Source organism: Achromobacter sp. JCM 18799, from assembly GCF_055395645.1.
The window spans coordinates 3,657,711-3,681,308 of the sequence record NZ_AP043866.1; the positions used below are offsets into that span (position 1 = coordinate 3,657,711).

Consider the following 23,598-nt stretch of genomic DNA (forward strand, 5'->3'; position numbering starts at 1 on the left):
CGCCTCAGCCCGCGCCAGCCCGGCGCCGCGTGCCGTAGGCCCGCACCAGATTGCGGCCTTCGTCCTTGGCCTTGTAGAGCGCCTGATCCGCCGCCTTGATCACCGCTTCGGGCGCGCGCAGGGCGTCGCTGCGTTCGGCTACGCCTATGCTGACCGTCACCCGCAGCGGCCGCGCATTGCGCACATCGCGCCCGCCACGGCGGCGCAGGCCGATCTGGTCGGCCTTGGGGCGCACCGGCTTGTCGCGCAGCCGCATCTGGTAGGCCTCGATGGAGCGCCTGACGCTTTCCAGGTGCGGCATGCTTTCCGCCGCGGTCTTGCCCGGAAACACCAGCGTGAATTCCTCGCCGCCGTAGCGGTAGGCCCGGCCGCCGCCCGGCACGCGCCGCAACTGGGCCGCCACCATGCGCAGAACCTGGTCGCCCACGTCATGGCCGTGGGTGTCGTTGAAAGCCTTGAAGTTGTCGACGTCGGCCATCGCCAGCGTATAGACGCGGCCCATGCGCTGCAGCCGTTCGTTCAGCGCGCGCCGGCCCGGTAAGCCGGTGAGCTCGTCGCGGAACGCCATGTGGAAACCTTCATGGGCCAGCGAGATGCAAAGGGCCGTCAGCGCGGCGGTGGACATCAGCGCCAGTTCGACGGGATGTTCCGCCCCGCGCGGCAAGGCCCACGCCATGCACACGAAGCCCAGCCACTGCCCCGCCTGTTGCGGACGCCCATAGCGCAATAGCAGCAGGGTCAGCGTCAGGCCCGTGGCCAGCAGCGCAATCAACCCTTCGATCGGCACGCTCAGGTGCGCCAACCTGCCTTGCACGGACAGCATGCCGAACAGATCGGACACGCCGTCCTTGCCGGCCAGCGCGATCGCGGCCGCGCCAGCGGCGATCAGGCCGATGCGAGCGGCCAGGTCCAGCAGCATGCTGGAGCGTTCGGACCACAGGGCGTTGATGGTGTAGGCCAGCGACCACCACGCCAGCGCCGGTCCGACGGCCCAGGGTGCTTCCGTGGCCAGCGCCGGCCAAGCCGCCGTGGCGGCCAGCACGCTGAGCATCAGCACCATGGTCTGCGCGCGCTGGTACATCAGGCACACGGCCACGCCGATCAACGCCATCACCCAAGGCACGAACGGCACGATCTGCGTCAAGGCCGGCGGCCATTCGCGCCACAGCAGCAGCCCCACCGCGGCGGCCACCGGCAGCGCAGGATAGAACAACAAAGGCAGCCAGGGGATATGGGGGTAACGCACGGGTCGGGGCTTTTTTACGCTTGCGGAGATGACGTCGCCAAATCGGCAAACACATGTACTGTCATTTACGGACGCGGCGGCGATGTTCTTTAGCGGATTTGCAAGTAACACCGGGCGCCGCGGCCATGATATGTTTTTCGCCTTCACTCAGCAGACGGATCCCCAATGCGCATCCTGGTCAACATCGACGTGCCCGATCTCGAACACGCCATCGACTTCTATCACCGCGCTTTCGGCCTGACACTGCGACGCCGGCTGGGACCGAAAGCGGCCGAGATGCTGGGGGCCGAGGCGCCCATCTATCTGCTGGAAAAGGCTGCGGGCACGCCTGCCGCCGGCGCCATGCGCCAGCCGCGCGACTATGCGCGGCACTGGACGCCCGTGCATCTGGACGTGGTGGTGGAGGACGCGGACCGCGCGGTCGCACAGGCGGTGGCCGCCGGCGCGCGCCTGGAAGATCCGGCCGTCTCGCATGCCTGGGGCCGCATCGCCCACCTGAGCGATCCCTACGGACACGGCATCTGCATCCTGCAGTTCCTGGGCCGGGGCTACGACGAGTTCGCCACGCCGCCGCTGCAATACTCGCCGGTCTCGGAAGCCGATTTCGAAGACCTGCTGGCGCTGCGCATCGAAGCCATGCGTGAAAGCCTGGAGCGCCTGGGGCGCTTCGACCCGGCGCGCGCGCGCTCGCGGCTGCGCAGCACGTTCCGGCCGGAACATACCTGGTCCATCGAGCAGGACGGCCAACGTATCGGGTTTTACGCGCTGCGCCCGGAGGGCGACGGCTTGCGCCTGGATCATCTGTACATCCGCCCCGCCGCCCAGGGTTCGGGGCTGGGCGGACAGGTCATGCGCAAGATCCTGCTGGAGGCCGACCGCCTGGGGCTGGCGGTAAGCCTGGGCGCGCTGCGCGGCAGCGACTCGAACCGCTTCTACCGCCGGCACGGGTTCGTGCAGACGGGCGAAAGCGAGTGGGATATCGACTACCTGCGCCCGGTGTCCGGGCGCGCAGGCTGAGGCCTCAGGTGCGCGGCAGGGTCACGCCGCGCTGACCCTGGTACTTGCCGCCGCGGTCGCGGTAAGAGGTCTCGCAGACTTCGTCGCTTTCCAGGAACAGCATCTGCGCGCAGCCTTCGCCGGCGTAGATCTTGGCCGGCAGCGGCGTGGTATTCGAGAATTCCAGCGTCACGTGCCCTTCCCATTCGGGTTCCAGCGGCGTGACGTTGACGATGATGCCGCAACGCGCATAGGTGCTCTTGCCCAGGCAGACAGTCAGGACGCTGCGCGGGATGCGGAAATACTCGACCGTGCGGGCCAGCGCGAAGGAGTTGGGCGGAATGATGCAGACGTCGCCCTTGAAATCCACGAACGAGCCTTCGTCGAAATTCTTGGGGTCGACGATGGTGGAATTGATGTTGGTGAAGATCTTGAATTCGTCCGCGCAGCGCACGTCGTAGCCGTAGCTGCTGGTGCCGTAGCTGACGATGCGCCCGCCATTGGCCGTGCGGACCTGCCCTGCTTCGAAGGGTTCGATCATGCCGGCTTCGGCCTGGCGGCGGATCCAGCGGTCGCTTTTGATGCTCATGGTGGGAATGGTGCTAGGGAATGGAGTGGACGCCATTTTATCCCGAGTGCGGATGCGCCACCTGCGAGGGGCCGGGCGGGACCGTGCCGCCCGATTCCGCCTCAGTTCCCCCAGAAGGTCCGGTAGACCAGCGCGATGCCGTTGACCGCCCCGCCCTTCAGGTCCACCGACAGGCCGCGCGCCAGCCGGTAGCTGGCCCGGCCCACGGTGTCGGTGCCGGAAAGCGCCTGCTCCACGCTCAGCGTGATGCCGTTGGCGAAGGTCTTGCTGGCCACCAGGAATTGCGTGGCCAGCTGGCTGTCGCTGTCCCGGTTGACGTCGCCGGCCACCGTGCGGTCCGGCAGGATGCTGCCGGAGCTGCCGATGTTGCCCGTCTTGATGCTGACGTCGTCCAACCCGAACTGCTTGTAGAACGGCTGCCCGCCGCCCAGCAGCGCGGTACCCACCGACATCAGCAGCGCCGCGTCGCCGCCGCTTTCGTCAGGACCTCGGCCCAGCAGCAGCCAGGACAGCTTTTCCACGTCGCTGACGTCCGGGTACGACACCAGATCGATGCGCGGCCGCTGCGCCGTGCCGACCACCTTGACGCCCGCCTCGACCTGTTCGCCCGTGCGCAGCGCCTCGATATCCAGCAAGGGGTTGTCCAGACGGCCCTGGAAGGTCAGCGTGCCGCGGCTCAGGCGCAGCTTCTGGCCGTAGGCCTCGATGCCGCCGCCGCGGGTGCGCAGCGCGCCCACGCCGGTCAGGCGCCCATCGTTCAGCATGATCTGGATGGAGCCCAGCAGGCCGGCGTCCAGCCCCATGCCGGTGATGTAGAAGCGCGGCCCCATGTCGAACTTCAGGTTCATGCTGGTCTGCAGCGGCGTGGAGACCGTGCCGGGGTCGTCGCCCGGGCGGCGCACCTTGACGTCGTCGTCCAGCGACGGCACGCCCTGCAGGATTTCCAGGCTGAACCAGCCCGCGTCCGCCTTCAGGTCGCCCACGATGTCGATGCGCGGCATGGCAGCCTTCACGTCGATGACCCCGGAAACCATGGCGTAGCGGTCCGAGCGCTGCAGCGCCGGGAAGCGGTACAGGGTCAGCCGGATATCGCCGCCGCCGTCGATGAAATTCCATTGTCCCTTGGCCTCGGCGTAGCCGCCCTTGGCCTCGGGATTGGTGGTGATCCACTCCTTGGTGCGCCATTCGGCCGGCATCACCCGCAGGGAAGCCGGGAAGCGCAGGCTTTCCAGCACCACCCGGTCGCCCTCCAGGCGCGCGGACAAAGTGCCGTCGATCAGCCGCACGCCGTCGTCGATGCGCACCACGCGCAGCTTGTCGCCGCGGATGTTGCCGCTGGCCGACCATTTGCCCGCCAGGGTGCCCTGGGCTTCCAGATTGGCCTTGACCGTGCCGCCGACTTCCATCGAGTCGCCCACGAACAGGCCGACCCAGGCCAGGTCGGCGATATCGGCGTCCAGCTTGGCGCGCAGCGGCTGGCGCGGGTCCAGCGCCATGCCGCCCTTGGCATCCACCACCAGCACGGCGGTGCCGGTGCCGTTGATGAGGCCCATCTTATCGGTGGCCAGGTTGACCTTGGCGTCCACGCGGCTGGCATTGGCGGAGGTCGGCGTGGCGGTCAGGTCCAGCACCAGCGCCTTCAGGCCGAGCGGAATGGGAGGATCGCCCGGTATCAGCAGGTCGCCCTCGCGGCGCGCGATGCGCGCGCGGCCGCCCAGCCGGCCGTCGAACTTCAGGTCCCACAACACGTCCAGCGCGATGCGGCGCTGGCCCTCGGGTACCATCGCGTTCACGCGGCCGGGCCGCTTGCCCAGCTTGGCCGCAGCCTCGGGATCGACGGCGCCTATCACCTGGCGCGCCATGGCGGCCGTGATCACCAGGTTGTCGGCCTGCCCGGCCGTTTCCCAACGCTTGCCGCCGCCCCGCGACCCCTGGTGCGCCAGGACCACGCGTTCCTTGCCGGGCAGGGTCAGGCTCAGCGCCGTCTGCCCCACCTGCCACTGCCATTGCGGTTCCACGGCGGACGGCACGAAAGCCAGCGTGACCGGCCGGTCCACGGCCACTGCGAAGCCGGCGGTCTCGGCCGTCAGCCGCGAAAACGTGCCGCGCCATCCCGGCAGAGCGGCATCCGGCGTGCCCGCAGGACCCTTGCCCCAGGCGCCGGTAAAAACGATGTTGGCCTTGGCGGGCGCCTCGCCCAGTACGCCCGCGCGCGGCTTGGGCGGCGTGTAGCCGGCCGCAAGCTCGCCGCGATGCGCAGCCGGCGTGCCCGTCAGCTTGCCCTTCAATTCCGCGCCGCCGGGAATGCCCGGCCAGAACGCGTCGAGCTGGGGCGCCTGGGCGTCCAGCGACAGCGCGCCGTCCTTGGCGTCCAGCTCTCCCTTGGCCTGGACTCGGTTGCGGCCCAGCTTCAGGTCCACGTCCAGGCCGTGGATGCGCAGCCCGGCCAGAGGATCGGCCTCGGGCGCAGCGGCGGCGTTCGGCGCGGCGGCGGGTCCCCCGCTATCGGTCGCCGCCGCGATATCCACCTGGGCCTTGAGCGCGCCGGTCAGGGGCTGCTTGTTCCAGCGCGTGCCCTCTTCGAAGCGCAGATCGACCGCGGCATGACGCAGCTGGCTCAGGTTCTCGATGTCGGCTTGCACGTCGCCGCGCACGGTCAGCACCGCAGGCGGAATATCCTTGCCCAGCCAGGGCGACAGGTCCAGGCGCTGGGCGCTTATCGTGCCCGCGATGCGGTCGCGGCCCGAGCCTTGCGTGGTATCGGATTGCAGGTCGAGCTGCGCAGTCAGGGTCGATTTGTCTGGCAATTGCGCCTGCGCCCGGGCGCTGCGCAGCACCAGCGCCGTGCGCGGAGCCAGGTCGGCGGTCAAGTCCAGCAGCAGGCCGGAGCCCTCGCCGTCCACCTTGGCCTGGATACCATCCAGGGAACCGGCGGCATCGGCGCGCAGCACCACCTGGCAAGCGGGCCGGGGCGGCTCGGAAGGCGCGGCCTTGGGATCCGCCTTGGCCCCGGCTTTGGATTCGTCCTTCGATTCGGCCTTGGGGTCGGTCTTGGCGGCTGGCTTGGGTTCCGGCTTCCTGGCAGCGCCCGCCTGACGCTCATACACGCCGCTCAGCTTGTCGGCTTCGCACAGCGGAGAATCGGGGCCGGTCCCGCGCGCGGTCACGTCCAGGCGAGCGACGAACGGCCACGGATCGGCCATGCCTTGCAGCTCGGCCTGCCCGGAGATGTCCGCTTGCGCAGCCTCGTGCCCCACCCTCAGGCTGGCGATGCGTAGCTGCGCGCCCTGCTTGCCCGCGGCAAAGGTGGCGTCCAGATTGCCCAGGGTCACGGGCAAGGGCGCGCCGTCCTGTTCCAGCTGGAAGTCGCCCAGCGCCAGCCGGTCCACGGCGATGTCCACCGGCAGTTCGGGCAACGAGAACGGCTCGCCGTTGTCCTCCGCCGGCGTCGTCTCGGACGACGCGGCCAGGCCGATGTACACCGAACCCGCCGAGACATCGCGCACGTGCAGCAGGCGGTCGCCCAGGGCGCGCCAGTTCACGTCGAGCTGCAGGTCCGTGATGTCGACGCGGGTGCCGCCCGCGTCCAGGTCCAGCTTGCCCACCGACACGCCACGCAGCAGCGAACCGCTCACGTCCAGCGCCTGGCCGTTCAGTTGCTGGGCGGCCGTGGTCAGGAGCAGCCGCGTGCCGTTCTGCGAGCCGACCAGCCAAAACAGGAATCCGCCGGCCAGCACAGCCAGCATGGCCAGGCCAGGCAACCACCACACCAGCACATGGCGCAGGAATTTGCGCAGGCCCTTCAAAACGCGATCCCCAAGGAAAAGTGCAGACGCAGGTCGCGGTCGCGCTGGCCGTAGGCCACATCCAGGAACAAGGGCCCGGCCGGCGTGCGCACGCGGGCGCCTACGCCGTAGCCCACCGCCATCGACATGTCGCCGAACGATTCCGCGGCGTCGCCCGCGTCCACGAACACGCCCATGCCCCAGCGCTCATTGAAATAGTGGTCGTACTCGATGCTGCCGACCAGCAGCGTGGGCGCGCCCACCACGGCGTCATCCTGCTGCACGCCTATGCTCTGGTACTTGTAGCCGCGGATCGAACGCGCGCCGCCGGTGCGGAAACCGAAATCGTCCGGCACCCGCACCTTGCTGTTGGACCACACCCGGCCGACTTCGCCACGCACGGTCAGCACGTCCAGCTTGCCGATGGGCCACCATTTCTGGGCCCGCAGCCGGGCGCGGGTATAGGGTTCGCCGGAGTCCAGCGTCACGCCCACGCCGCCGCCCACCGCGATCAGATTGCCTTCACGCGGGTCGTACTTGTTGTCCACATCGCGGCGCAGCCATTCGGCCGTGGCGGTCAGGGTCGGCAGCTTGTATTGGTCGCCGCCGTCGATCTTCACGTGATCCTCCGCCAGCAGCAGGCCCCAGCGGGTTTCGTATTCGACCCGGCTGTTGCCCGCGCCCTTGCGCTCCTGCAGGCGCGTCGCGCCCAACGCGTAGCGCGTCACATCCAGCCCCTGGATGTCGGAGTGGTCGTACAGCACACCGAACGAATCCTTGTAGCCGCGCTGATTCGGCGGCAACAGGAAGTCCGCGTAGACGCGCTGCTGCAACCGGTCCACGCTGAAGCCCGTCTCCATGGTGAGCGGCTGGCCAAAGACCACGTTCTGCCGGTACAGCGATTCCACGCGCAGGCCGGCCTCGTCGTCCACGCCTATCGAGCCGGTGAACCGCTTGGGCGGCGCTTCCACCACCCGCACCTGGACCGGCAGGGTCACTTCGCCGTTCGAGTCGTAGGCGGGCGCTGGCGGTGGCATGCCGCCGGACACGGAAGGATCTCCTGCCGGCGTGGAGGCGGCCAGATCGGTCGAGCCCGGCGCGCGTGCGCGGTCGGCGTTGGGTCCAGGCGTCGGCTGCGCCTGGCCCGGCTGCTCCAGCGATACGAACGCGCCGCGGAAGAACGCGGTCGATTGCAGGTCCTGCTGCCAGGTGTCCAGCTTGTCCTGGTCATAGGCAGCGCCCGGCGAGTAGCGCACATAGCGCTCCACCAGCTTCTCGGGCACCCGCTTCAGGCCTTCGGTGGTGAGTTCGCCCATGCGGACCTGGGGGCCGCTGTCTATCGTGACGCGCAGGGCGGCCGACGCCGTATCGGCCTCGATTTCCGCCTGCGACGCGGTCATGCGCGCCAGCATGAAGTCGCGCGATGACACCGCGTCCAGCAGGCTCGACTTGGCTTTGTTCCAGTCGCTGTTGATGAAGGGCTGGCCCGTCTTCAACTGCCAGTCGTCGCGCAGCTTCTGCACCCGGGCAGCGAACTCGGGCCGGGTAATGCGGCCGGTGAAATTCAGGTCCACGGATGCGACGGTGGTGCGCTTGCCCGAGACGATGCTGATGTCCCAGGTTTCTCCGCCGATATCGGTGCCGGCCTCGAGCTTCACGGTGGGCGAGAAATAGCCCTGGGTGGCCAGGGCCGCCAGCGTCGCGTCGCGCGCGCGCCGGCGCAGGCGGTTGATTTCACCGCCGTCCTGGTCCTCCGCCAGCCGCGCGATCGCATCGACGGCTTCGGTAATCGCCTGCAGGGCGGCCGGCGGCACGCCGCCGGGGTCCACAATGATTTCCGGGCGCTTGGCCAATGCCTCGCCCGTCATCACCACAAGTCCTGCCAAGAAGGCGCGGGCTGCCCACCGCATGCGTCAGGTCGGTTGCTGCACGACGATGGACGGGAATTTCCCAGCCATGTCGCGGGGAAGCGCCGCCACGCCAGCCGCCAGCTTGCGGGCAATGCCGCGGTACAGCGCCGCGGCTTCGCTGCCCGGATCCGACACCACGGTCGGCGAGCCAGCATCGGTCTGTTCGCGGATCGCCAGGGTCAGCGGCAGGCTGCCCAGCCAGGGCGTTTGGTATTGCTCGGCCATGCGCTGGCCGCCGCCCTCGCCGAAGATATGCTCGGCATGGCCGCATTGCGAGCAGATGTGGATGGCCATGTTCTCGACCACGCCCAGGATCGGCACCTCAACCTTCTGGAACATGCGCAAGCCCTTGCGCGCGTCCAGCAGCGCCACGTCCTGCGGCGTGGTGACAATGACGGCGCCCACTACCGGCACCTTCTGCGCCAGGGTCAGCGCCACGTCGCCCGTGCCGGGAGGCATGTCGACGATCAGGTAATCGAGGTCGCGCCAATTGGTCTGGCGCAGCAGTTGCTCCAGCGCCTGCGTCACCATCGGGCCGCGCCAGATGGCGGGCGAGTCGGCGTCGATCAGGAAGCCGATGGAGTTGGCCTGCAGGCCGTGGCCCGTGAGCGGCTCCATGCTCTTGTTGTCCAGGCTTTCGGGACGGCCCGAGATACCCAGCATGGTCGGCACGCTGGGGCCGTAGATGTCGGCGTCCAGCACACCCACCTTGGCGCCTTCCGCCGCCAGGGCCAGGGCCAGGTTCACAGCCGTGGTGCTCTTGCCCACGCCGCCCTTGCCAGATGCCACTGCAACAATGTTGCGCACATTGGGCAAGGGCTTCAGGCCTTTCTGCACCGCATGGGCGGCGACCTTCCAGCTCACCTCGACCTGGGCATCGGCCACGCCGGCCGCGGCCAGCGCCGCCACGGCGATGTCGCGGACCTGGGCGCGCGCGGCGTCGGCGGGATACCCCAGCTCCAGCGCCAGCGAAACCCGTCCGCCTTCCAGCTTGATGTCACGATCTTTTACAGAAACACCCAAATCCATACCGGTATTCGGGTCCTGCGCGGCGCGCAGCGCGGCGCGAATTTGTTCTATCGTTATACTCATGTCACTATGGTTCCGTAGGCAGCGCGGCTTCTGCGGCCCGCCATCCCCTAAAGGATAGCGGATACCCGGGAACCTTTCCCTGCGTTTTGCATCCGATCTTCATGACCAACACACTTATCCGCTTCTTTCGTGCCGTCCTATTCGCCGCCCTGGCCTTGATCGGCATGGCGATGGCGCTGGTGTTCATGCTTTCCACGGCGATCGCCGTGGCGATCCTGTACGTGGTCGCCAAGGTGCGCGGCAAACCTTTCGGCGTGCGTGCCTATTGGAGCCAGCGCCAAGGCGCCCGCCCGGGACCGTTCCAGTCCGCCACCGCCCCCTTCGCCACGCAGCCGCGCGGCGACGTGATCGACGTCGAAGCCCGCGAAATCCGCTGACGGCGGCTTTCCCGCATGCTTGCGCCGCGCGCGGCGCAAGCGGGCCATGGGTTTGTGCGTCCGCACGGCGGAATTGCCGGACGGCCGGCTCCCCTGTATTGGCGCCCATTCCCGCATTCTTTCGCAACCCGCCTGATTCGCCTGCCGCGAAGGGCGGGTTGAGCCATTGATGGGCCGCTGTCCGGCAAGTCTGCGCGGTTGCCCTAAAATGGCCGGCCTACCCCTTTTTCCCTCAACCTCCAAAGACAACCATGTCTCGCACCCTTTTTGTCACCACAGCGCTGCCCTACGCCAACGGATCTTTCCACATCGGCCACATCATGGAGTACATCCAGGCCGATATCTGGGTTCGTTCGATGCGAATGGCGGGCCACACGGTGCACTTCGTGGGTGCGGACGACGCGCACGGCGCGCCGATCATGCTGAAGGCGGAAAAGGAAGGCATCACGCCGCAGGCCCTGGTGGCGCGCTACGCCGCCGAGCGCCCGCAGTACCTGAACGGCTTCCACATCCGCTTCGACCACTGGCACTCGACCGATTCGGCCGAGAACGTCGCGCTGTCGCAGGACATCTACCGCGCGCTCAAGGCCCAGGACCTGATCGAAACCCGCTCCATCGAGCAGTTCTACGATCCGGTCAAGGGCATGTTCCTGGCCGACCGCTACATCAAGGGCGAATGCCCCAAGTGCCACGCCAAGGACCAGTACGGTGATTCCTGCGAGGTCTGCGGCGCGGTCTACGCGCCCACCGAGCTGATCAACCCGTACTCGGCCCTGACCGGCGCCACGCCGGTGCTGAAGTCCTCGGACCACTTCTTCTTCAAGCTGTCCGATCCGCGCTGCGTGGAATTCCTGCAGCAATGGACCACCGGCTCCAACGCCGCCGGCGGCAAGCACCTGCAGCCTGAAATGCTGGCCAAGACGCGCGAATGGCTGGGTTCGGACGATGGCGAGGCCAAGCTGGGCGACTGGGACATTTCCCGCGACGCGCCCTACTTCGGCATCGAGATCCCGGATGCGCCGGGCAAGTACTTCTACGTCTGGCTGGATGCGCCCGTGGGCTACCTGGCCTCGCTGAAGTCGTATTGCGCGGTCAAGGGCATGGACTTCGACGCGCTGCTCGATCCTGCCGGCCCCACCGAACAGGTCCACTTCATCGGCAAGGACATCGTGTATTTCCACGCGCTGTTCTGGCCCGCGATGCTGAAGTTCGCCGGGCGCAAGACGCCTGACGCCGTGAACGTGCACGGCTTCATCACTGTCAGCGGCGAAAAGATGTCCAAAAGCCGCGGCACCGGCATTTCGCCGCTGCGCTACCTGGAACTCGGCATGAACGCCGAATGGATGCGCTACTACATCGCCGCCAAGCTGAACGCCCGGGTCGAAGACATGGACTTCAACCCCGAGGACTTCATCGCCCGCGTCAACAGCGACCTGATCGGCAAGTACGTCAACATCGCCAGCCGCGCCGCCAGCTTCATCACCAAGCATTTCGATGGAGTCCTCGGCTATTCGGGCGACACCTCGGCGCTGGCCGCGGAGTACGCCGAACAGGCGGAGTCCATCCGCGCCGCGTTCGAGGCGCGCGAGTACAACCGCGCCATCCGCGAAATCATGGCCTACGCCGATCGCATCAACCAGGCGTTCGACACGGCCCAGCCCTGGGTGCTGGCCAAGGGCATCGCCACCGCCGATGACGCGCAGAAGGCCGCCCTGCAGGACATCTGCTCGCGCTCGCTGGCGGGCTTCAAGGCGCTGTCCGTGATGCTGGCCCCGGTCTTGCCCGAACTGGCCGAACGCGTGGCCCTGGAATTGTTCGGCGCGCAGGCGCCCTTCACCTGGGCCGATGCCGCCGTGCTGCCGCAGCGCGTGGCGCCCTTCAAGCACCTGATGCAGCGCGTCGAACCGCAGATGCTGGAAGACCTGTTCGAGCCGCCCGCCGCCCCCGTGGTGGTGCCTGGCGGCGAGCCCATCGCCGAGACCATCTCCATCGACGACTTCGCGCGCGTCGACCTGCGCATCGCGCAGATCGTCAATTGCGAACACGTGGAAGGCTCGACCAAGCTGCTGCGCCTGACGCTGGACGCGGGCGAAGGCCGCCACCGCAACGTGTTCTCGGGCATCAAGTCGGCCTACAAGCCGGAAGACCTGATCGGCAAGCTGACCGTCCTGGTGGCCAATCTGGCCCCGCGCAAGATGAAGTTCGGCGTATCCGAAGGCATGGTGCTGGCCGCCAGCCATGCGGATGAGTCCGTGGACGCCGGCATCTACGTGCTGGAACCGTTCCCCGGCGCCAAGCCCGGCATGCGCGTGCGCTGATCCCGCGCCCCGCTGAATGCAAAAAGCCCGCCAGTTCAAATCGGCGGGCTTTTTGTCATTGAGCGCGGTACATCAGGCCTTGCTGGGCGCCAGCGCCGGATCCAGCGAAATGCGCTCATCGAAGACGAAGCATTTGCCGTCATAGCCGGGACCGCCGGTTTCCTCGAAGTACTTGAGGATGCCGCCGTCGAGCTGGTAGACGTGTTCGATGCCGGCCTCGTTCATGTAGATCGCGGCCTTTTCGCAGCGGATGCCGCCGGTGCAGAAGCTGACCACGGTCTTGCCTTCCAGCTCGGCGCGGTGCGCCTGTACCGCAGCGGGAAACTGGGTGAAGCGTTCGATGCGCCAGTCGATGGCGTTCGTGAAGGTGCCCTCGTCGACCTCGAAAGCGTTGCGCGTGTCCAGCATGACCACGGGCCGTCCGGCGTCGTCCACGCCGGCCTCCAGCCAACGCGCCAGCGTCTTCGCATCGACGCCGGGCGCGCGGCCCGCTTCCGGGCGGATCGCCGGATGATCCATGCGGATGATCTCGCGCTTGATCTTCACCAGCAGCTTGCGGAACGGCACTGCCGCGCTATGGCTGAACTTGACTTCCAGGTCGGCGAAGCGCGGATCGGCGCGCAGCGTGCGCAGAAACGCGTCGATGCCATCCGCCGAACCCGCCAGGAACAGGTTGATGCCCTCTTCGGCCAACAGGATGGTGCCCTTGAGCGCGGCCTGGCCGGCCTCGTCCAGAAGGCGGGCGCGCAGCTCGGGCAGGGCATCCAGCGAAACGAATTTGTAAGCGGCGATATTGACGACGGAAGTCATGGAAAAGCGGAAAAAAGCGGGCGACGAAAGGCGTAATAGTAAACGCTGGGCGGTTTTTACCACCCGCCGCCCCGCTTGATCCCGCTCAACGATTGACGATTTCCTGCTCGACTACCGCGTCCAGCACCCATTGCACCGTCGACGCATCGGCCGGCGGATTCGGGTTGCGGACCTCGACCACGCGCAGGCGGTAACGCACGCCAGGCTGGAAGTTGAAGCCCGTGATTTCGCCGTACCAGAGCTGCCAGGGCTGCCCGGCGCTGTCGCGCACCTGGTAGCACATGGCGCGGCCCGCGCCGGCGGTGCAAGGCACGCGCTCCGAGTTCACGTAGACCAGCTTGGTCGGCCCCTGCTGGCCGCCCGCGATGGGGTCGGTGCGACGCCCGAAGTCCAGCCGGTCGCCCGAGCTGAGCACCCAGGTCATGCGCTGCGGATTGTTGGCGTTGTCCACCGACGAGGCGGTGATGCTGGTGAGCGCGGCCAGGAAATCCTGCTCCAGCTTCATGTTCTGCGGCGCGCAGGCCATCCTGGTCGACACCGGACGTCCCTGCACGATCAGCAAGCCGTTGGCGACGGTGTAGGAACCGTTGTACTGGTTGCAGCCGGAGAAACCGGAGATACGCGGCGAGCCCTGGTCATGGATGAAGCTCGCCGTAAGCGGACGCGAATTGGAGGACGGATGCGGAATCTGCCGCAAGCCGCCGCCCGGCAAGGTCCAGCGCGCCAGGTCCCAACTGGTCTGCGCCAGCATGTCGGATGCGGAAGCGGGCTGGAAGCGCGGATCCTGGCCATCCGCGGCGCGCTGAGGCGGCGCGGAGCAGGCGGCCAGGCCGATGGACAACAGGCAAGGCGCCAGCCAGCGCAAAGACGCGGAAAAGGGCATGAGAGTCTCCCGGGGGAAAAGCGAGGAATGCAGCGCCCGCGCAAGGCGGCGGGCCGGACCACGCCATTGTAGGCTTGCCCCGGCACCGTTATTCACGGCTTAACACTCTTTGATGCGCGCCCCGCCGGCCGCGTCAGGGGGTGGGCGGGTCCTGGCGCCGCGCGAACTCCAGCACGTCGCCGCCGCGCAGATTGAAGGTCAGGTGCCGCGGCGCGCCGCCGTTGTCCAGCGTGAACGTGTCGATGGACGCCAGGCCGCGCAGATAGTCCGCCTCGAGACGGGCGCGTTCCGGCGCGGGGCAGGCCATGCGCGTGGCGGCTGGGGCGTCGATGTAGAGCTTGCCGCCTTCGAGCTTGTAGGTGCCCATGTAGCGATTGCAGCCGGAAAAGCCATTGACGCGGTACTGCTTGCCTTGCGCGAGGAACGTCAAGCGCACGGGTTCGCCGTTGTCGCCATGGGGAATGTCGCGCAGCGCGCCGCCCGCCTGGGTCCAACGCACCAGTTCCCAACTGGTCTGGGCCAGCGAATCGGCGCTGCTGGCGGCGTTGGCCGCAGCCGCGCCTTGCGGGCGCGCGCCGCCAGTCGATCCGGCGCAACCCGCCAGGGCCGCGGCCAGCAGAGCCGGGGCAATCAGGCGGCAGCGCGTGGACAAGAGCTTGGACATGTACGGGACTCCATCAATTACACATCCCTCGACTGTAACCGGCCTTGTGGTCCCGCATGCGTGTTCTCAGCCCATAAGCGGTATCCAAAAGCAGCACGGCGTTGCGGGACCACGCTCCAATTGCATGGCCTTGCTGCATCGAACGCCCCATGGCGGCGGCGCACATCGACGCGCAGAATCAGTACAGATCGCCATCCGTGCCAGGCCGGCATGCAAGCGCGGAAGCCGATCGCAACGACCGCAGGCGCAGGTGTCCGGCTCCTCACGGGGGCCAAAAATAAGATCAATCCGGGGAGACACGGCGATGGGCTTTTTGAGAACCTTGTTGGCATTGTCGGTGGTGCTGGACCATCTGGGCGCAGGCGCCACCGATCATCTGGTGGGCGGCCGTCTCGCGGTACAGCTGTTCTACGTCATTTCAGGCTTCCTGATTTCCTATGTACTCACCGCCACCGACCACTATCAAGGCGCGGTGGGCAAGTTCTATGCAAACCGCTTCCTGCGGCTGTTCCCGATCTATCTTGCCGTTGCGGCGTTGACGCTGGCTGCGCACGTGATGAGCGGCGGCGCATTCTTCCGCATCTACGACGCGCTGCCCTTCAGCGCCGAGCTGTTCCTGGTGCTCTCCAACATTTTCATCATGGGCCAGGACTGGCTGATGTTCTTCGGCATCGAACATTCCGCGCTGAAGTTCACCGGCAGCTTCGCGCACAGCGAAGTGCCGCTTTACGAAGGACTGCTGGTGCCGCAGGCATGGACGCTGGGCGTGGAGATGAGCTTCTATCTGGTCGCTCCCTTCATCCTGCATTCGCCGCGCCGGCTGCTGGCATTGCTGGCCGCATCGCTGGCGTTGCGCGGCGTGCTGATCGCCACGGGCATAGGCTTGAGCGATCCCTGGACGTATCGGTTCTTCCCGACGGAACTCGCTCTGTTCCTGCTCGGTTCGCTGTCGCACCAGGTGCTGTTGCCGCGCTACAAGGCCTGGACGCAGCGGATCAAGCGCCTGCCGGAAATCGGCACGGCCGTGCTGGCGGCCTACTGTGTGCTGCATTTCTCGATCGCCATGAACCACAATGTGCGCGACGGTCTGGCCGTGCTGCTGTTCGCGGCGTTGCTGCCGCTGGCCTTCCTGTTCCAGTCGCGCCACAGGCTCGACAAGGCGATAGGCGAGTTGAGCTACCCGATCTACATCTGCCATTCGCTGGTGATCATGTTCTTCAAGTGGCTGCTTGAAGAAGCGCATCTGGATCAGCCGCTGCTGTTCATGGCCCTGGTGATCACGAGCACCATCGCATTCTCGGCCCTGCTCAACAGCGTGATTGCGGACCCCATCGAACGCCTGCGCAGCCGCCTGCGCACCGACGACCGCGATCCAGCGCCTGCGTCCGACGCCAGGCGGCGCCCCGCTGGCGCCCCCGCGCAGCCCCTCGGGTCTATTCGCCGCGTGCCTTGATGTAGGCGGCCAGCACTTGTTCGATCTGCCGCTTTTCCTGGGAACTCAGGCGCGCATAGGTGGCATAGGAGATGGATTCGAACGGCCAGGCGGCAGGGAGCGCCACACGCTCCGCGCCCGCCTGGATGGCGCCCGGCTCCGGGTTCAGCATCGGCCCTTCGCCGGTGCTGAGCCACATGGGATTGACGCATAGCGCACGGGTCAGCTTGATGAGGGCGTCGCTGGACGGCCGCCGGCGCTGCCCGCTCTCGTAGTTGCCGATAGCGCTTTGCGACAGGTTGCTTGCGACCGCCAAGTCCTTTTGAGTCCATCCCTGAAGCATTCTTGCGTTGCGCAGACGATGGCTAAACGTGTCCAATCGATCAACCTGAGACATTAATAAGAATTTATTTTTTGATTAAAACATCTCAATACTGGCGCCAAATAAACGGATTGCGCCCCAATTGCGGGGCTAATCCGTAAATCGCGCCTTGCGGCCGCCTGCGCACGCATCGAGCCGGTCCCAAGCGCCTCGCAGAAGGCCGATGCCCTATCAAAAAGACCATATCTATCATTGGCTTGCATAGCGCCAACCAGCATCACCGCGCGGCGGCGCCCCTCGGCCTGCAGGCGCACTGCAGGGGCAAAAGCCTGGCGAGTTTATGGCGTTTCACGTATTCAAAATCGAAAATAATGTATCGGCGATACATAATGCGTTAACACCCGCGTCCCAAAACAAACAGTATTTCAAGCGTTTCCATGGCGCAGCCCTCACGCTTTCTGTTACTGTCAGAAACTACAGAAACGTATCTTCACAAAAAAACACGCCCGTGTTTAAATGAAACACGGGCGTGACTTCCAAGCAGCATCGAAGCATGGGCGGCCATCGGCATAAGCACGAAACCAGGGGCAATCCCCCCGGCCTCGCGCCCATCCGAACAACACCGCCCGGCGCTCTCGCGCCTCGGCGCGCAGCACAGGGAGACGGGCATGACACGCAGCGCCACGCCTAGGCATCAGGCACAGCCGCCCAGGCCGGTCTCCTCATTGGAAGCATCAATGAACAACACGCTGGATGTCATATTTCTGGGTCACGACGACGCGCGGCATGCGGGACTCATCGAAGCCCTCTCGCACCTGGGTTTCAACGTGCGCCGCTGCCACGACCTGGCCGACGTCTACGACAGATACTCGCGCCGCCCCTGCCCGCTGGTGGTGCTGAAGGCGCCGCTGCCCGACATCCACAATGCCGCAGTCCGGCTGCGCGCCGTGGACCGCGGCCTGGGCATTGTCGCCATCGCCGCATTCGCCGATGCCGAAAGCCGCATCCGCACGTTGCTCTGCGGCGCGGATGCCTGCCTGCCCCCGGACGTATCCGGGCTGGAGCTGGCGGCGGCGCTGCAGGCGCTGGTGCGTCGCGCGGTCGGCCTGGACGGCGCGGACTCCGCAGCCGACGGACACACGCCGGATGAATCCGCGCACGACACCTGGCGCCTTGCGAACAAGGGCTGGACCCTGATCAGCCCCGCGGGCCGCACGCTGGGGCTGACCACCGGCGAGCGCGACTTCCTGTCGCGGCTGGTGAACGCGCCCGACCGCAAGGTCAGCCGCGATGCCTTCTACGCGGACGGCGCAGACGACACCGACAGCGGCATCTCGCGGCGCCGTTTCGTGGACGTCATGATCAGCCGCTTGCGGCGCAAGGCGACAGCCAACCAGATGACGCTGCCGATCCGCGCCGTGCACGGCTGGGGCTACATGTTCGCAGCGGACATCGCGCTGGACCTGGATTTTCGGATCACCGGGGAAGAAAGCCGCCTGGAGGCCCAGGGCGACTGGCGCCGCGAAACGGCGGACGCGAACGCGTCCATCTGAGGTCCGGCCCGCAACGGGCCTGGACGAAAAAAACGCGGCGCTGCCTCGAAAGGCTAAGACGCCGCGCTAAAACAACACGTGAGCCTGGAGTCATCAGCCGGCACTGATGCCTACTACCTGGATCACGCGATTCCAACATTCGTGCCTCATACTCACGTACGGTCAGACCGTGAACCTGGGCCGGGTCTCTAGTCCCTGCACAGGCTGCAACGTGATCAACGCCTGGCGATTCGTCCGCTTGCTAAAACAGCGGGCGTCCCGCCCTTATCAGCGGCGTTCCTCATGGATAGCCGCTTGATGCACGAAGTTTAGGACCTCGGACAGGTTTCCAGTAATTCTTTGTTGATAGCCTTCCATACATATCTGATATAGCGCGGCACGCCCCCTACAATGCCGGCAAAGGACTTGGGACCCGTTCCCGCCAACGCCATGCCCACACTGCCCGTTCCTCTCAAGCACCGCCTGCGCAAACTGCTGGCGCTGTTTCCGCCCAACTGGTGCCTGGCCATCCTGGTGGCGCTGGACGGCTATGCCTTCATGCATCCGGTGCTGCGCGAGGTGCGGGCGCGCGAGTACGGATTCTGGCTCGCCATCGACAACTGGCATGAGGTCATGCGCGTGGTGGGCCTGCTGGAGATACCGCGCCTGGTGTTGGGCGTGGGGCTGCAGGTCATTGCGCTGGGGCTGATCCTCAAGGCGCGCATCGCCTGGGCGTTCTCGCTGGTGCTGCTGATCGGCGTGGGCACCTTCGCCATCATGGGAGACAGCGGCCGCGCCGGCCTGGGTATCTATACGCTGGTCCTCGTCATCGCGTTGATCGCCTACTGGCGCCGCTTCGACCGCGCCAGCGTGACCGCCGGTTCGCTGTTCGCCCTGGTCAGCATGCTGTCGCTGCTGATCTACGCGGTCTTCGGCACGCTCTATCTGGGCAACGAATTCAATCCGCCCATCACGGACGCCACCACCGCGCTCTACTTCTCCATCGTATCCATGTCCACGGTCGGTTATGGCGACATCACCCCGCACACCGGAACCGCGCGGCTGTTCACCGCGTCGATTATCATCCTGGGCATCACCATCTTCGCCACCTCCATCAGCGCGATCGCCGGGCCGGTGATCGGCGGCAATCTGAAACGGCTGGTCAAAGGCAGGTTCTCCACCGCCATGCGCAAAAACCACATCATCATCGCGGGCGCGACGCCCCTGGCCATGAGCGTCTACGACGGCCTGCGCCGCCGCGGCGACGAAGTCACCGTCATCGTGCCTCCCGGCGTGCCGCAGGATTATCCGGCGGCCACGGACCTGATCGAAGGCGACCCGTCCAGCGTGGACGTGCTGCACAACGCCGGCGTGACGCGCGCGCGCTACGTGCTGGCGCTGCGCGACGACGACGCCGAGAACGCCTTCATCGTGCTGGCAGCAAAGGAAGCTTGCGGTGAAAACGGCGCCAAGACGGTCGCGCTGGTCAACACCAGCAAGCACCTGGAAAAGATCCGCCGGGTGAACCCCGACCTGGTGTTCTCCGTGCAACTGCTGGGCGCCGAGCTGCTGGCCCGCGCCATCAACGGCGAGCCCATGGACAGCCAGAGCATCACCGACCTGTTCTTCGCCAAGGCCGCCCCCAACGGCAAGGCTGCCTGAGGACTATGCGTCGCCGGGCTGTTCATGCCCGGCGTACCAGCGCACGAATTCGGCCGACGGCATCGGCCGCGCGAACAGATAGCCCTGGATGAACGCCACGCCGCGTGCCTTCAGGTAGTCGAATTGATAGGGCGTTTCGACGCCTTCCGCCACGACCGACAGCCCCAGACGATGCGCCAGCGTGATGATGGCGTCCAGTACGGGCGCTTCTTCGCCCGCGGGTCCGATGGCCTGCACGAAGCCCTGGTCGACTTTCAGGTAGTCCACCGGAAATTTCTGCAGGTACGACAGCGAACAGTGGCCGGTGCCGAAATCGTCGATCGCCACGCGCAGGCCCTGGGCGCGCAAGGCATCGATGTTGCGTCGTGCCTGCCCGTTGTCCGTGATCAAGCTGCGTTCGGTGATCTCCAGCACCACCAGCGGATGCCGCGCCGCGACCTGGGCCGCAAAGGACTGCACGTCGGACAGCAGTTCCGCGCTGGACAAGTGCTCGGCCGCGATGTTCACGCCGATGTGGAAATCCGGCGGCGTGGGCCAGGTCCGCATGTCGCGCTCGATCAGCGTGAGCAGGTGCTGGGTCAGCGGAATGATCATGCCCTCGGCTTCGGCCTCGGCGATGAAGACATCCGGACGTACCGGCCCGATACCCGGCCGCTGCCAGCGCATCAACGCCTCCACACCCTCGCAGCGGCCCGTGGCCTGCCCATACACGGGCTGGTAGTGCACCAGGAACTCGCCGGCCGCCATGGCGCGGCGCAGCCGTTCCCTGACCGAACGCCTGCTGACCTGCAGCCGGTGCGTGGCCACGGCCAGGCCCAGGCCGAGCAGCAGCGCCACCGGCAGATACGTCGTCATGGACCGCGACCACGCGCGCACCAGGGTTTCGGGCGGCGCCAGGACGTTGACCCTGAGGCCCGTCGCGATGGCGTCGTCCCCGTCGCGCAGCGGCACCGCGCGCGCCGCCGCGCCGCCCCAGGAATCGCTGCGTATCGGCGCGCCGTTCCTGCCGACGACCAGTTCCAGCTGCAGGTCGTCCATGGTGGCCACGGCATTCACCAGGTCCTGCACGTAACGGCCATCCACCACCACGATGCCGCCATGGCCGTCGGCGCCGGACTTGCCTATCAGGATGGCCGGACGCTCCGGCGCCAAGGGGGTGCCAGCCACCGAGATCTGCCAGTGATCCGCCACGACGTTGATTATCCATTTGCTGAAATCGTCGAGCGACGCGTCCACGGCGCCTACCGCCGATGAGCAGTAGACGCGCTGGTCGCGCACCAGGACCAGGGAACGGAAATACGGATTCAGGGCGCCCCAGCGTTGCAGCATGGGCAGCGCCTCGTCGCAAGGCTTGCCAGCCTGTTCCGCCACCCGCCCCAACATGTCCTGGGATTGGATGAGGATGCTCTCGGCCTGGGCGCGCACGATGCGCGCGGCGGTCTCGCCTTCGAGCCGCTGCGCGTTGTGCGCCTGCAGCCAGGTCCAGCCGACACAGGCCAGGATGGGTAGCACCAAAGCCAGGGCCACTGGCAGATAACGCCAGGACGGTGTGTCGCCGGTCACTCCCGATGTCGCCATGTCACCTCGCCGCGTAGGTCGTGCATGGCCGCCGCGCGACCACTCTGGATAGGACACCAAGCCGGGCGCAGCGTCAAGGAACTCGGTATCGCTCCGTCAGGCGGGTCCCTGGCGCAGAAGTTCGCAGATCAGCGCCACATGCGCCTGCCGCCGTTCGGGCAGGTCGATGCGCTCGTCAGGCCCCATCAGCGCGGACATGACCAGCGTATGAACAATGGGCGACAGCAGCAGCCAGGGATGCTTGAGCGCCACGCAATCGGCGCACAGACCGCGGTCGCGTGCGCGCTCCAGCAGCCGCGCGATGTCGGTTTGATGCGCCTGCGCGGTCTCCTGCCGCCAGCGCGCGGCCAGATGGGGCACGCGCCCGCTTTCGGCCAACAGCAGCCGCATGGTGCTGATCATGGCCGGATTTCCGAGGCTGACGTAGAGATGGTTGACGATGCGTTCGGCCAGATGGCGCGGCGACTGCGCGCCATCCACCACCGCGTCGATGTCGAGCCGCGAGGGGCTCAGGTGGCGCGCCAGCAGGGCTTCGAAGACCGCTTCCTTGCTCTCGAAATGCGCATAGAGCCCGCCCTTGGACAGGCCAGCGCGCAGCGCGATGTCATCCATCCTGGCGCCGGCATAGCCCGCCTGCGAGAACTCCTGCAGCGCGGCGTCGAGGATCTGCCCGACCCGCACCGCCGGAGGAAGACGACGGCGCTGCATGACCATCCCTCTGCTCCCTGTACATGTGCAATTCATTAAAAACCGACCAGTCAGTCGCTACTTTGATTCTGATCAAGGAATGCGCAGCCGCCGCACTGCACAATATCTGCAAGCACGAACCCGGTATCGGGTCCGCCCCGAAGGCGGCGACCACAAGCCTGCCCTGGGACGCGCCCGGCCCCTGCGCTGGAGAGACCCCGCATGACACTCCGCCCGTTTCCGGCCACGATCGCCACGCGCCTCGTTCCCGCAGCCCTGCTGACGCTGCTGGCCAGCGGCTGCGTGTCCATGGCGCCCGACTACGAGCGCCCCGCCCTGCCCGTGCCCGCCGCGTATTCAACCCCCGGGCCTGAAGCGACAGCGGCCCACGCCGCGGCAGCCGCCGAAATCGGCTGGCGGACCTACTTCCCCGATCCGGCGCTGCAGACGCTGATATCCACCGCTCTGGACAACAACCGCGACTTGCGCCGCGCCCTGCTGCGCGTGGAAGAAGCGCGCGCGCTGTACGGCATCCAGCGCGCCGACCAGTTCCCCACCATAGGCGTGCAAGCGGACGGCTCCCGCGCCCGCGTGCCGGGCGACCTGAACCTCACGGGACAGCCGCTGGTCTCCAGCCAATACCAGGTGGGTCTGGGCATGGCCAGCTGGGAACTGGACTTCTGGGGCCGCGTACGCAGCCTGAAGGATGCCGCCTTGCAGAACTACCTGGCCTCCGATGCGGCCGCGCGGGCCGCGACGCTGAGCCTGATCGCCGAAGTGGCGGACAGCTACCTGTCCCTGCGCGAACTGGACGAACGCCTGGCGCTGACCCGCGAGACCATCGCCTCGCGCGAAGAGTCGCTGCGCATCTTCCGCCGCCGCTTCGAGGAAGGCGCGATCTCCAAGCTGGACCTGACCCAGGTCGAAACGCTATGGCAGCAGGCCAAGGCGCTGGGCGCGGACCTGGAACAGACCCGCGCCGCCCAGGCCAGCGCGCTGGAGCTGCTGGTGGGCGCGCCGTTGAACCTGCCCAAGCTGCCCACGCATCTGGATGACGACGCAGTCATGCGCGAGCTGCCGGCGGGCCTGCCCTCGGACCTGCTGGTCAACCGCCCCGACATCGTCGCCGCCGAGCATCAGCTCCAGGCCGCCAACGCCAATATCGGCGCGGCCCGCGCCGCCTTCCTGCCGACCATTACCCTGACCGGCGCGTTCGGCACCGCCAGCAGCGAGCTGGACGGCCTGTTCTCGGGCGGCAGCCGCGCCTGGAACTTCGCGCCCAGCATCAGCCTGCCGATCTTCGACGCCGGCCGCCGCTCGGCCAACCTGGACCTGACCGAAGCGCGCCGAGACCAGGCCGTGGCCGCCTACGAACAGACCATACAGACCGCCTTCAAGGACGTGTCCGACGCGCTGTCCGCGCGCTACTGGCTGGCCGAACAGGTGGACGTGCTGCGCGCCACCGTGGCGGCGCAGAGCGAACGCGCCCGCCTTGCGCAACTGCGCTACGACCATGGCGCCTCGCCTTACCTGGAGGTGCTGGACGCGCAGCGCGATCTGCTGGCCGCCCAGCAGAAGCTCGCGCAGACGCGCCGCGCCCTGCTGTCCAGCCGCGTCCGCCTGTACGCGGCGCTGGGCGGCGGCACGCAAGCGGCGCCCGCGGCGCAGACCGCCTCGACTCCCGCCCCAGCCGCCAGCCCCCGATAAACCAATAA

General features: G+C 67.0%; 18 protein-coding genes. 7 read left to right on the forward strand and 11 right to left on the reverse strand.

The features are described 5' to 3' along the window. Positions 1–4: 4 nt before the first annotated feature. Positions 5–1,246, reverse strand: a complete 1,242-nt coding sequence (locus ACZ5YA_RS17230) for a GGDEF domain-containing protein (RefSeq protein WP_059371305.1) — start codon at positions 1,244–1,246, stop codon at positions 5–7. Positions 1,247–1,411: 165 nt separating this feature from the next. Between ACZ5YA_RS17230 and ACZ5YA_RS17235 the strand changes: the two genes are divergently transcribed. Beyond that, the gene (locus tag ACZ5YA_RS17235; RefSeq protein WP_118931391.1) at positions 1,412–2,263 is read left to right on the forward strand and encodes a GNAT family N-acetyltransferase; all 852 of its coding nucleotides are present in this window, start codon (positions 1,412–1,414) and stop codon (positions 2,261–2,263) included. A gap of 4 nt (positions 2,264–2,267) precedes the next feature. On the opposite strand, the gene dcd is transcribed toward ACZ5YA_RS17235, so the two are convergent. From dcd to apbC, 4 genes are all read right to left on the reverse strand, one after another. Then, positions 2,268–2,831 (reverse strand): dCTP deaminase, encoded by a 564-nt coding sequence (gene dcd, locus ACZ5YA_RS17240; protein WP_041654363.1) that lies wholly within the window; start codon positions 2,829–2,831, stop codon positions 2,268–2,270. Positions 2,832–2,932: 101 nt separating this feature from the next. After that, the gene (locus tag ACZ5YA_RS17245) at positions 2,933–6,637 is read right to left on the reverse strand and encodes a translocation/assembly module TamB domain-containing protein (RefSeq protein ID WP_464090953.1); all 3,705 of its coding nucleotides are present in this window, start codon (positions 6,635–6,637) and stop codon (positions 2,933–2,935) included. Beyond that, on the reverse strand, positions 6,634–8,526 hold the full coding sequence (locus ACZ5YA_RS17250; protein WP_118931393.1) for an autotransporter assembly complex protein TamA: 1,893 nt from the start codon (positions 8,524–8,526) through the stop codon (positions 6,634–6,636). Before ACZ5YA_RS17250 ends, ACZ5YA_RS17245 begins: the two co-directional genes overlap by 4 nt. 3 nt (positions 8,527–8,529) lie before the next feature. Next, positions 8,530–9,618, reverse strand: coding sequence for an iron-sulfur cluster carrier protein ApbC (gene apbC, locus ACZ5YA_RS17255; protein ID WP_464090954.1), 1,089 nt, complete (start codon positions 9,616–9,618; stop codon positions 8,530–8,532). 101 nt (positions 9,619–9,719) lie between these two features. On the opposite strand from apbC, the gene ACZ5YA_RS17260 reads away from it, so the two are divergent. Together ACZ5YA_RS17260 and metG are read left to right on the forward strand one after the other, a co-directional pair. Continuing rightward, complete coding sequence (locus tag ACZ5YA_RS17260) at positions 9,720–9,995, forward strand: hypothetical protein (protein ID WP_006226181.1); 276 nt, start codon at positions 9,720–9,722, stop codon at positions 9,993–9,995. A 251-nt stretch (positions 9,996–10,246) separates the two neighbouring features. Continuing rightward, positions 10,247–12,313: a methionine--tRNA ligase gene (metG, locus tag ACZ5YA_RS17265; protein ID WP_059371301.1), complete on the forward strand. Its 2,067-nt coding sequence runs from the start codon at positions 10,247–10,249 to the stop codon at positions 12,311–12,313. 72 nt (positions 12,314–12,385) lie between these two features. Here the strand turns inward: metG and ACZ5YA_RS17270 are convergent, their stop codons facing one another. The 3 genes from ACZ5YA_RS17270 to ACZ5YA_RS17280 all read right to left on the reverse strand — a co-directional run bounded on the left by ACZ5YA_RS17270 (position 12,386) and on the right by ACZ5YA_RS17280 (position 14,670). Then, a complete protein-coding gene (locus tag ACZ5YA_RS17270; RefSeq protein ID WP_059371300.1) occupies positions 12,386–13,123 on the reverse strand; it encodes a sulfurtransferase in 738 nt (245 codons plus the stop codon). A gap of 85 nt (positions 13,124–13,208) precedes the next feature. Further along, positions 13,209–14,006 carry an META and DUF4377 domain-containing protein gene (locus ACZ5YA_RS17275; RefSeq protein ID WP_118931394.1) on the reverse strand — a complete coding sequence of 266 codons (798 nt, stop codon included), beginning with the start codon at positions 14,004–14,006 and terminating at the stop codon, positions 13,209–13,211. 133 nt (positions 14,007–14,139) lie between these two features. Beyond that, entirely contained in the window at positions 14,140–14,670 is a 531-nt protein-coding gene (locus ACZ5YA_RS17280) for an META domain-containing protein (protein WP_054452006.1), read from the reverse strand. Between the two features lie 304 nt (positions 14,671–14,974). Between ACZ5YA_RS17280 and ACZ5YA_RS17285 the strand changes: the two genes are divergently transcribed. Then, positions 14,975–16,123 (forward strand): acyltransferase family protein, encoded by a 1,149-nt coding sequence (locus ACZ5YA_RS17285; RefSeq protein ID WP_059371297.1) that lies wholly within the window; start codon positions 14,975–14,977, stop codon positions 16,121–16,123. On the opposite strand, the gene ACZ5YA_RS17290 is transcribed toward ACZ5YA_RS17285, so the two are convergent. Further along, entirely contained in the window at positions 16,104–16,445 is a 342-nt protein-coding gene (locus ACZ5YA_RS17290; protein ID WP_059371296.1) for a helix-turn-helix domain-containing protein, read from the reverse strand. The two genes, ACZ5YA_RS17285 and ACZ5YA_RS17290, sit on opposite strands and share 20 nt — an antisense overlap. A gap of 716 nt (positions 16,446–17,161) precedes the next feature. Here ACZ5YA_RS17290 and ACZ5YA_RS17295 point away from each other — a divergent pair. After that, positions 17,162–17,977, forward strand: coding sequence for a response regulator transcription factor (locus ACZ5YA_RS17295; protein WP_118931396.1), 816 nt, complete (start codon positions 17,162–17,164; stop codon positions 17,975–17,977). 429 nt (positions 17,978–18,406) lie between these two features. Further along, on the forward strand, positions 18,407–19,618 hold the full coding sequence (gene kch / locus ACZ5YA_RS17300; protein ID WP_464090955.1) for a voltage-gated potassium channel protein: 1,212 nt from the start codon (positions 18,407–18,409) through the stop codon (positions 19,616–19,618). A gap of 3 nt (positions 19,619–19,621) precedes the next feature. On the opposite strand, the gene ACZ5YA_RS17305 is transcribed toward kch, so the two are convergent. After that, entirely contained in the window at positions 19,622–21,196 is a 1,575-nt protein-coding gene (locus tag ACZ5YA_RS17305) for an EAL domain-containing protein (RefSeq protein WP_464090956.1), read from the reverse strand. 96 nt (positions 21,197–21,292) lie between these two features. After that, positions 21,293–21,910, reverse strand: coding sequence for a TetR/AcrR family transcriptional regulator (locus tag ACZ5YA_RS17310; protein ID WP_059371293.1), 618 nt, complete (start codon positions 21,908–21,910; stop codon positions 21,293–21,295). A 195-nt stretch (positions 21,911–22,105) separates the two neighbouring features. On the opposite strand from ACZ5YA_RS17310, the gene ACZ5YA_RS17315 reads away from it, so the two are divergent. Continuing rightward, positions 22,106–23,590, forward strand: a complete 1,485-nt coding sequence (locus ACZ5YA_RS17315; RefSeq protein ID WP_059371292.1) for an efflux transporter outer membrane subunit — start codon at positions 22,106–22,108, stop codon at positions 23,588–23,590. Positions 23,591–23,598: the final 8 nt, after the last annotated feature.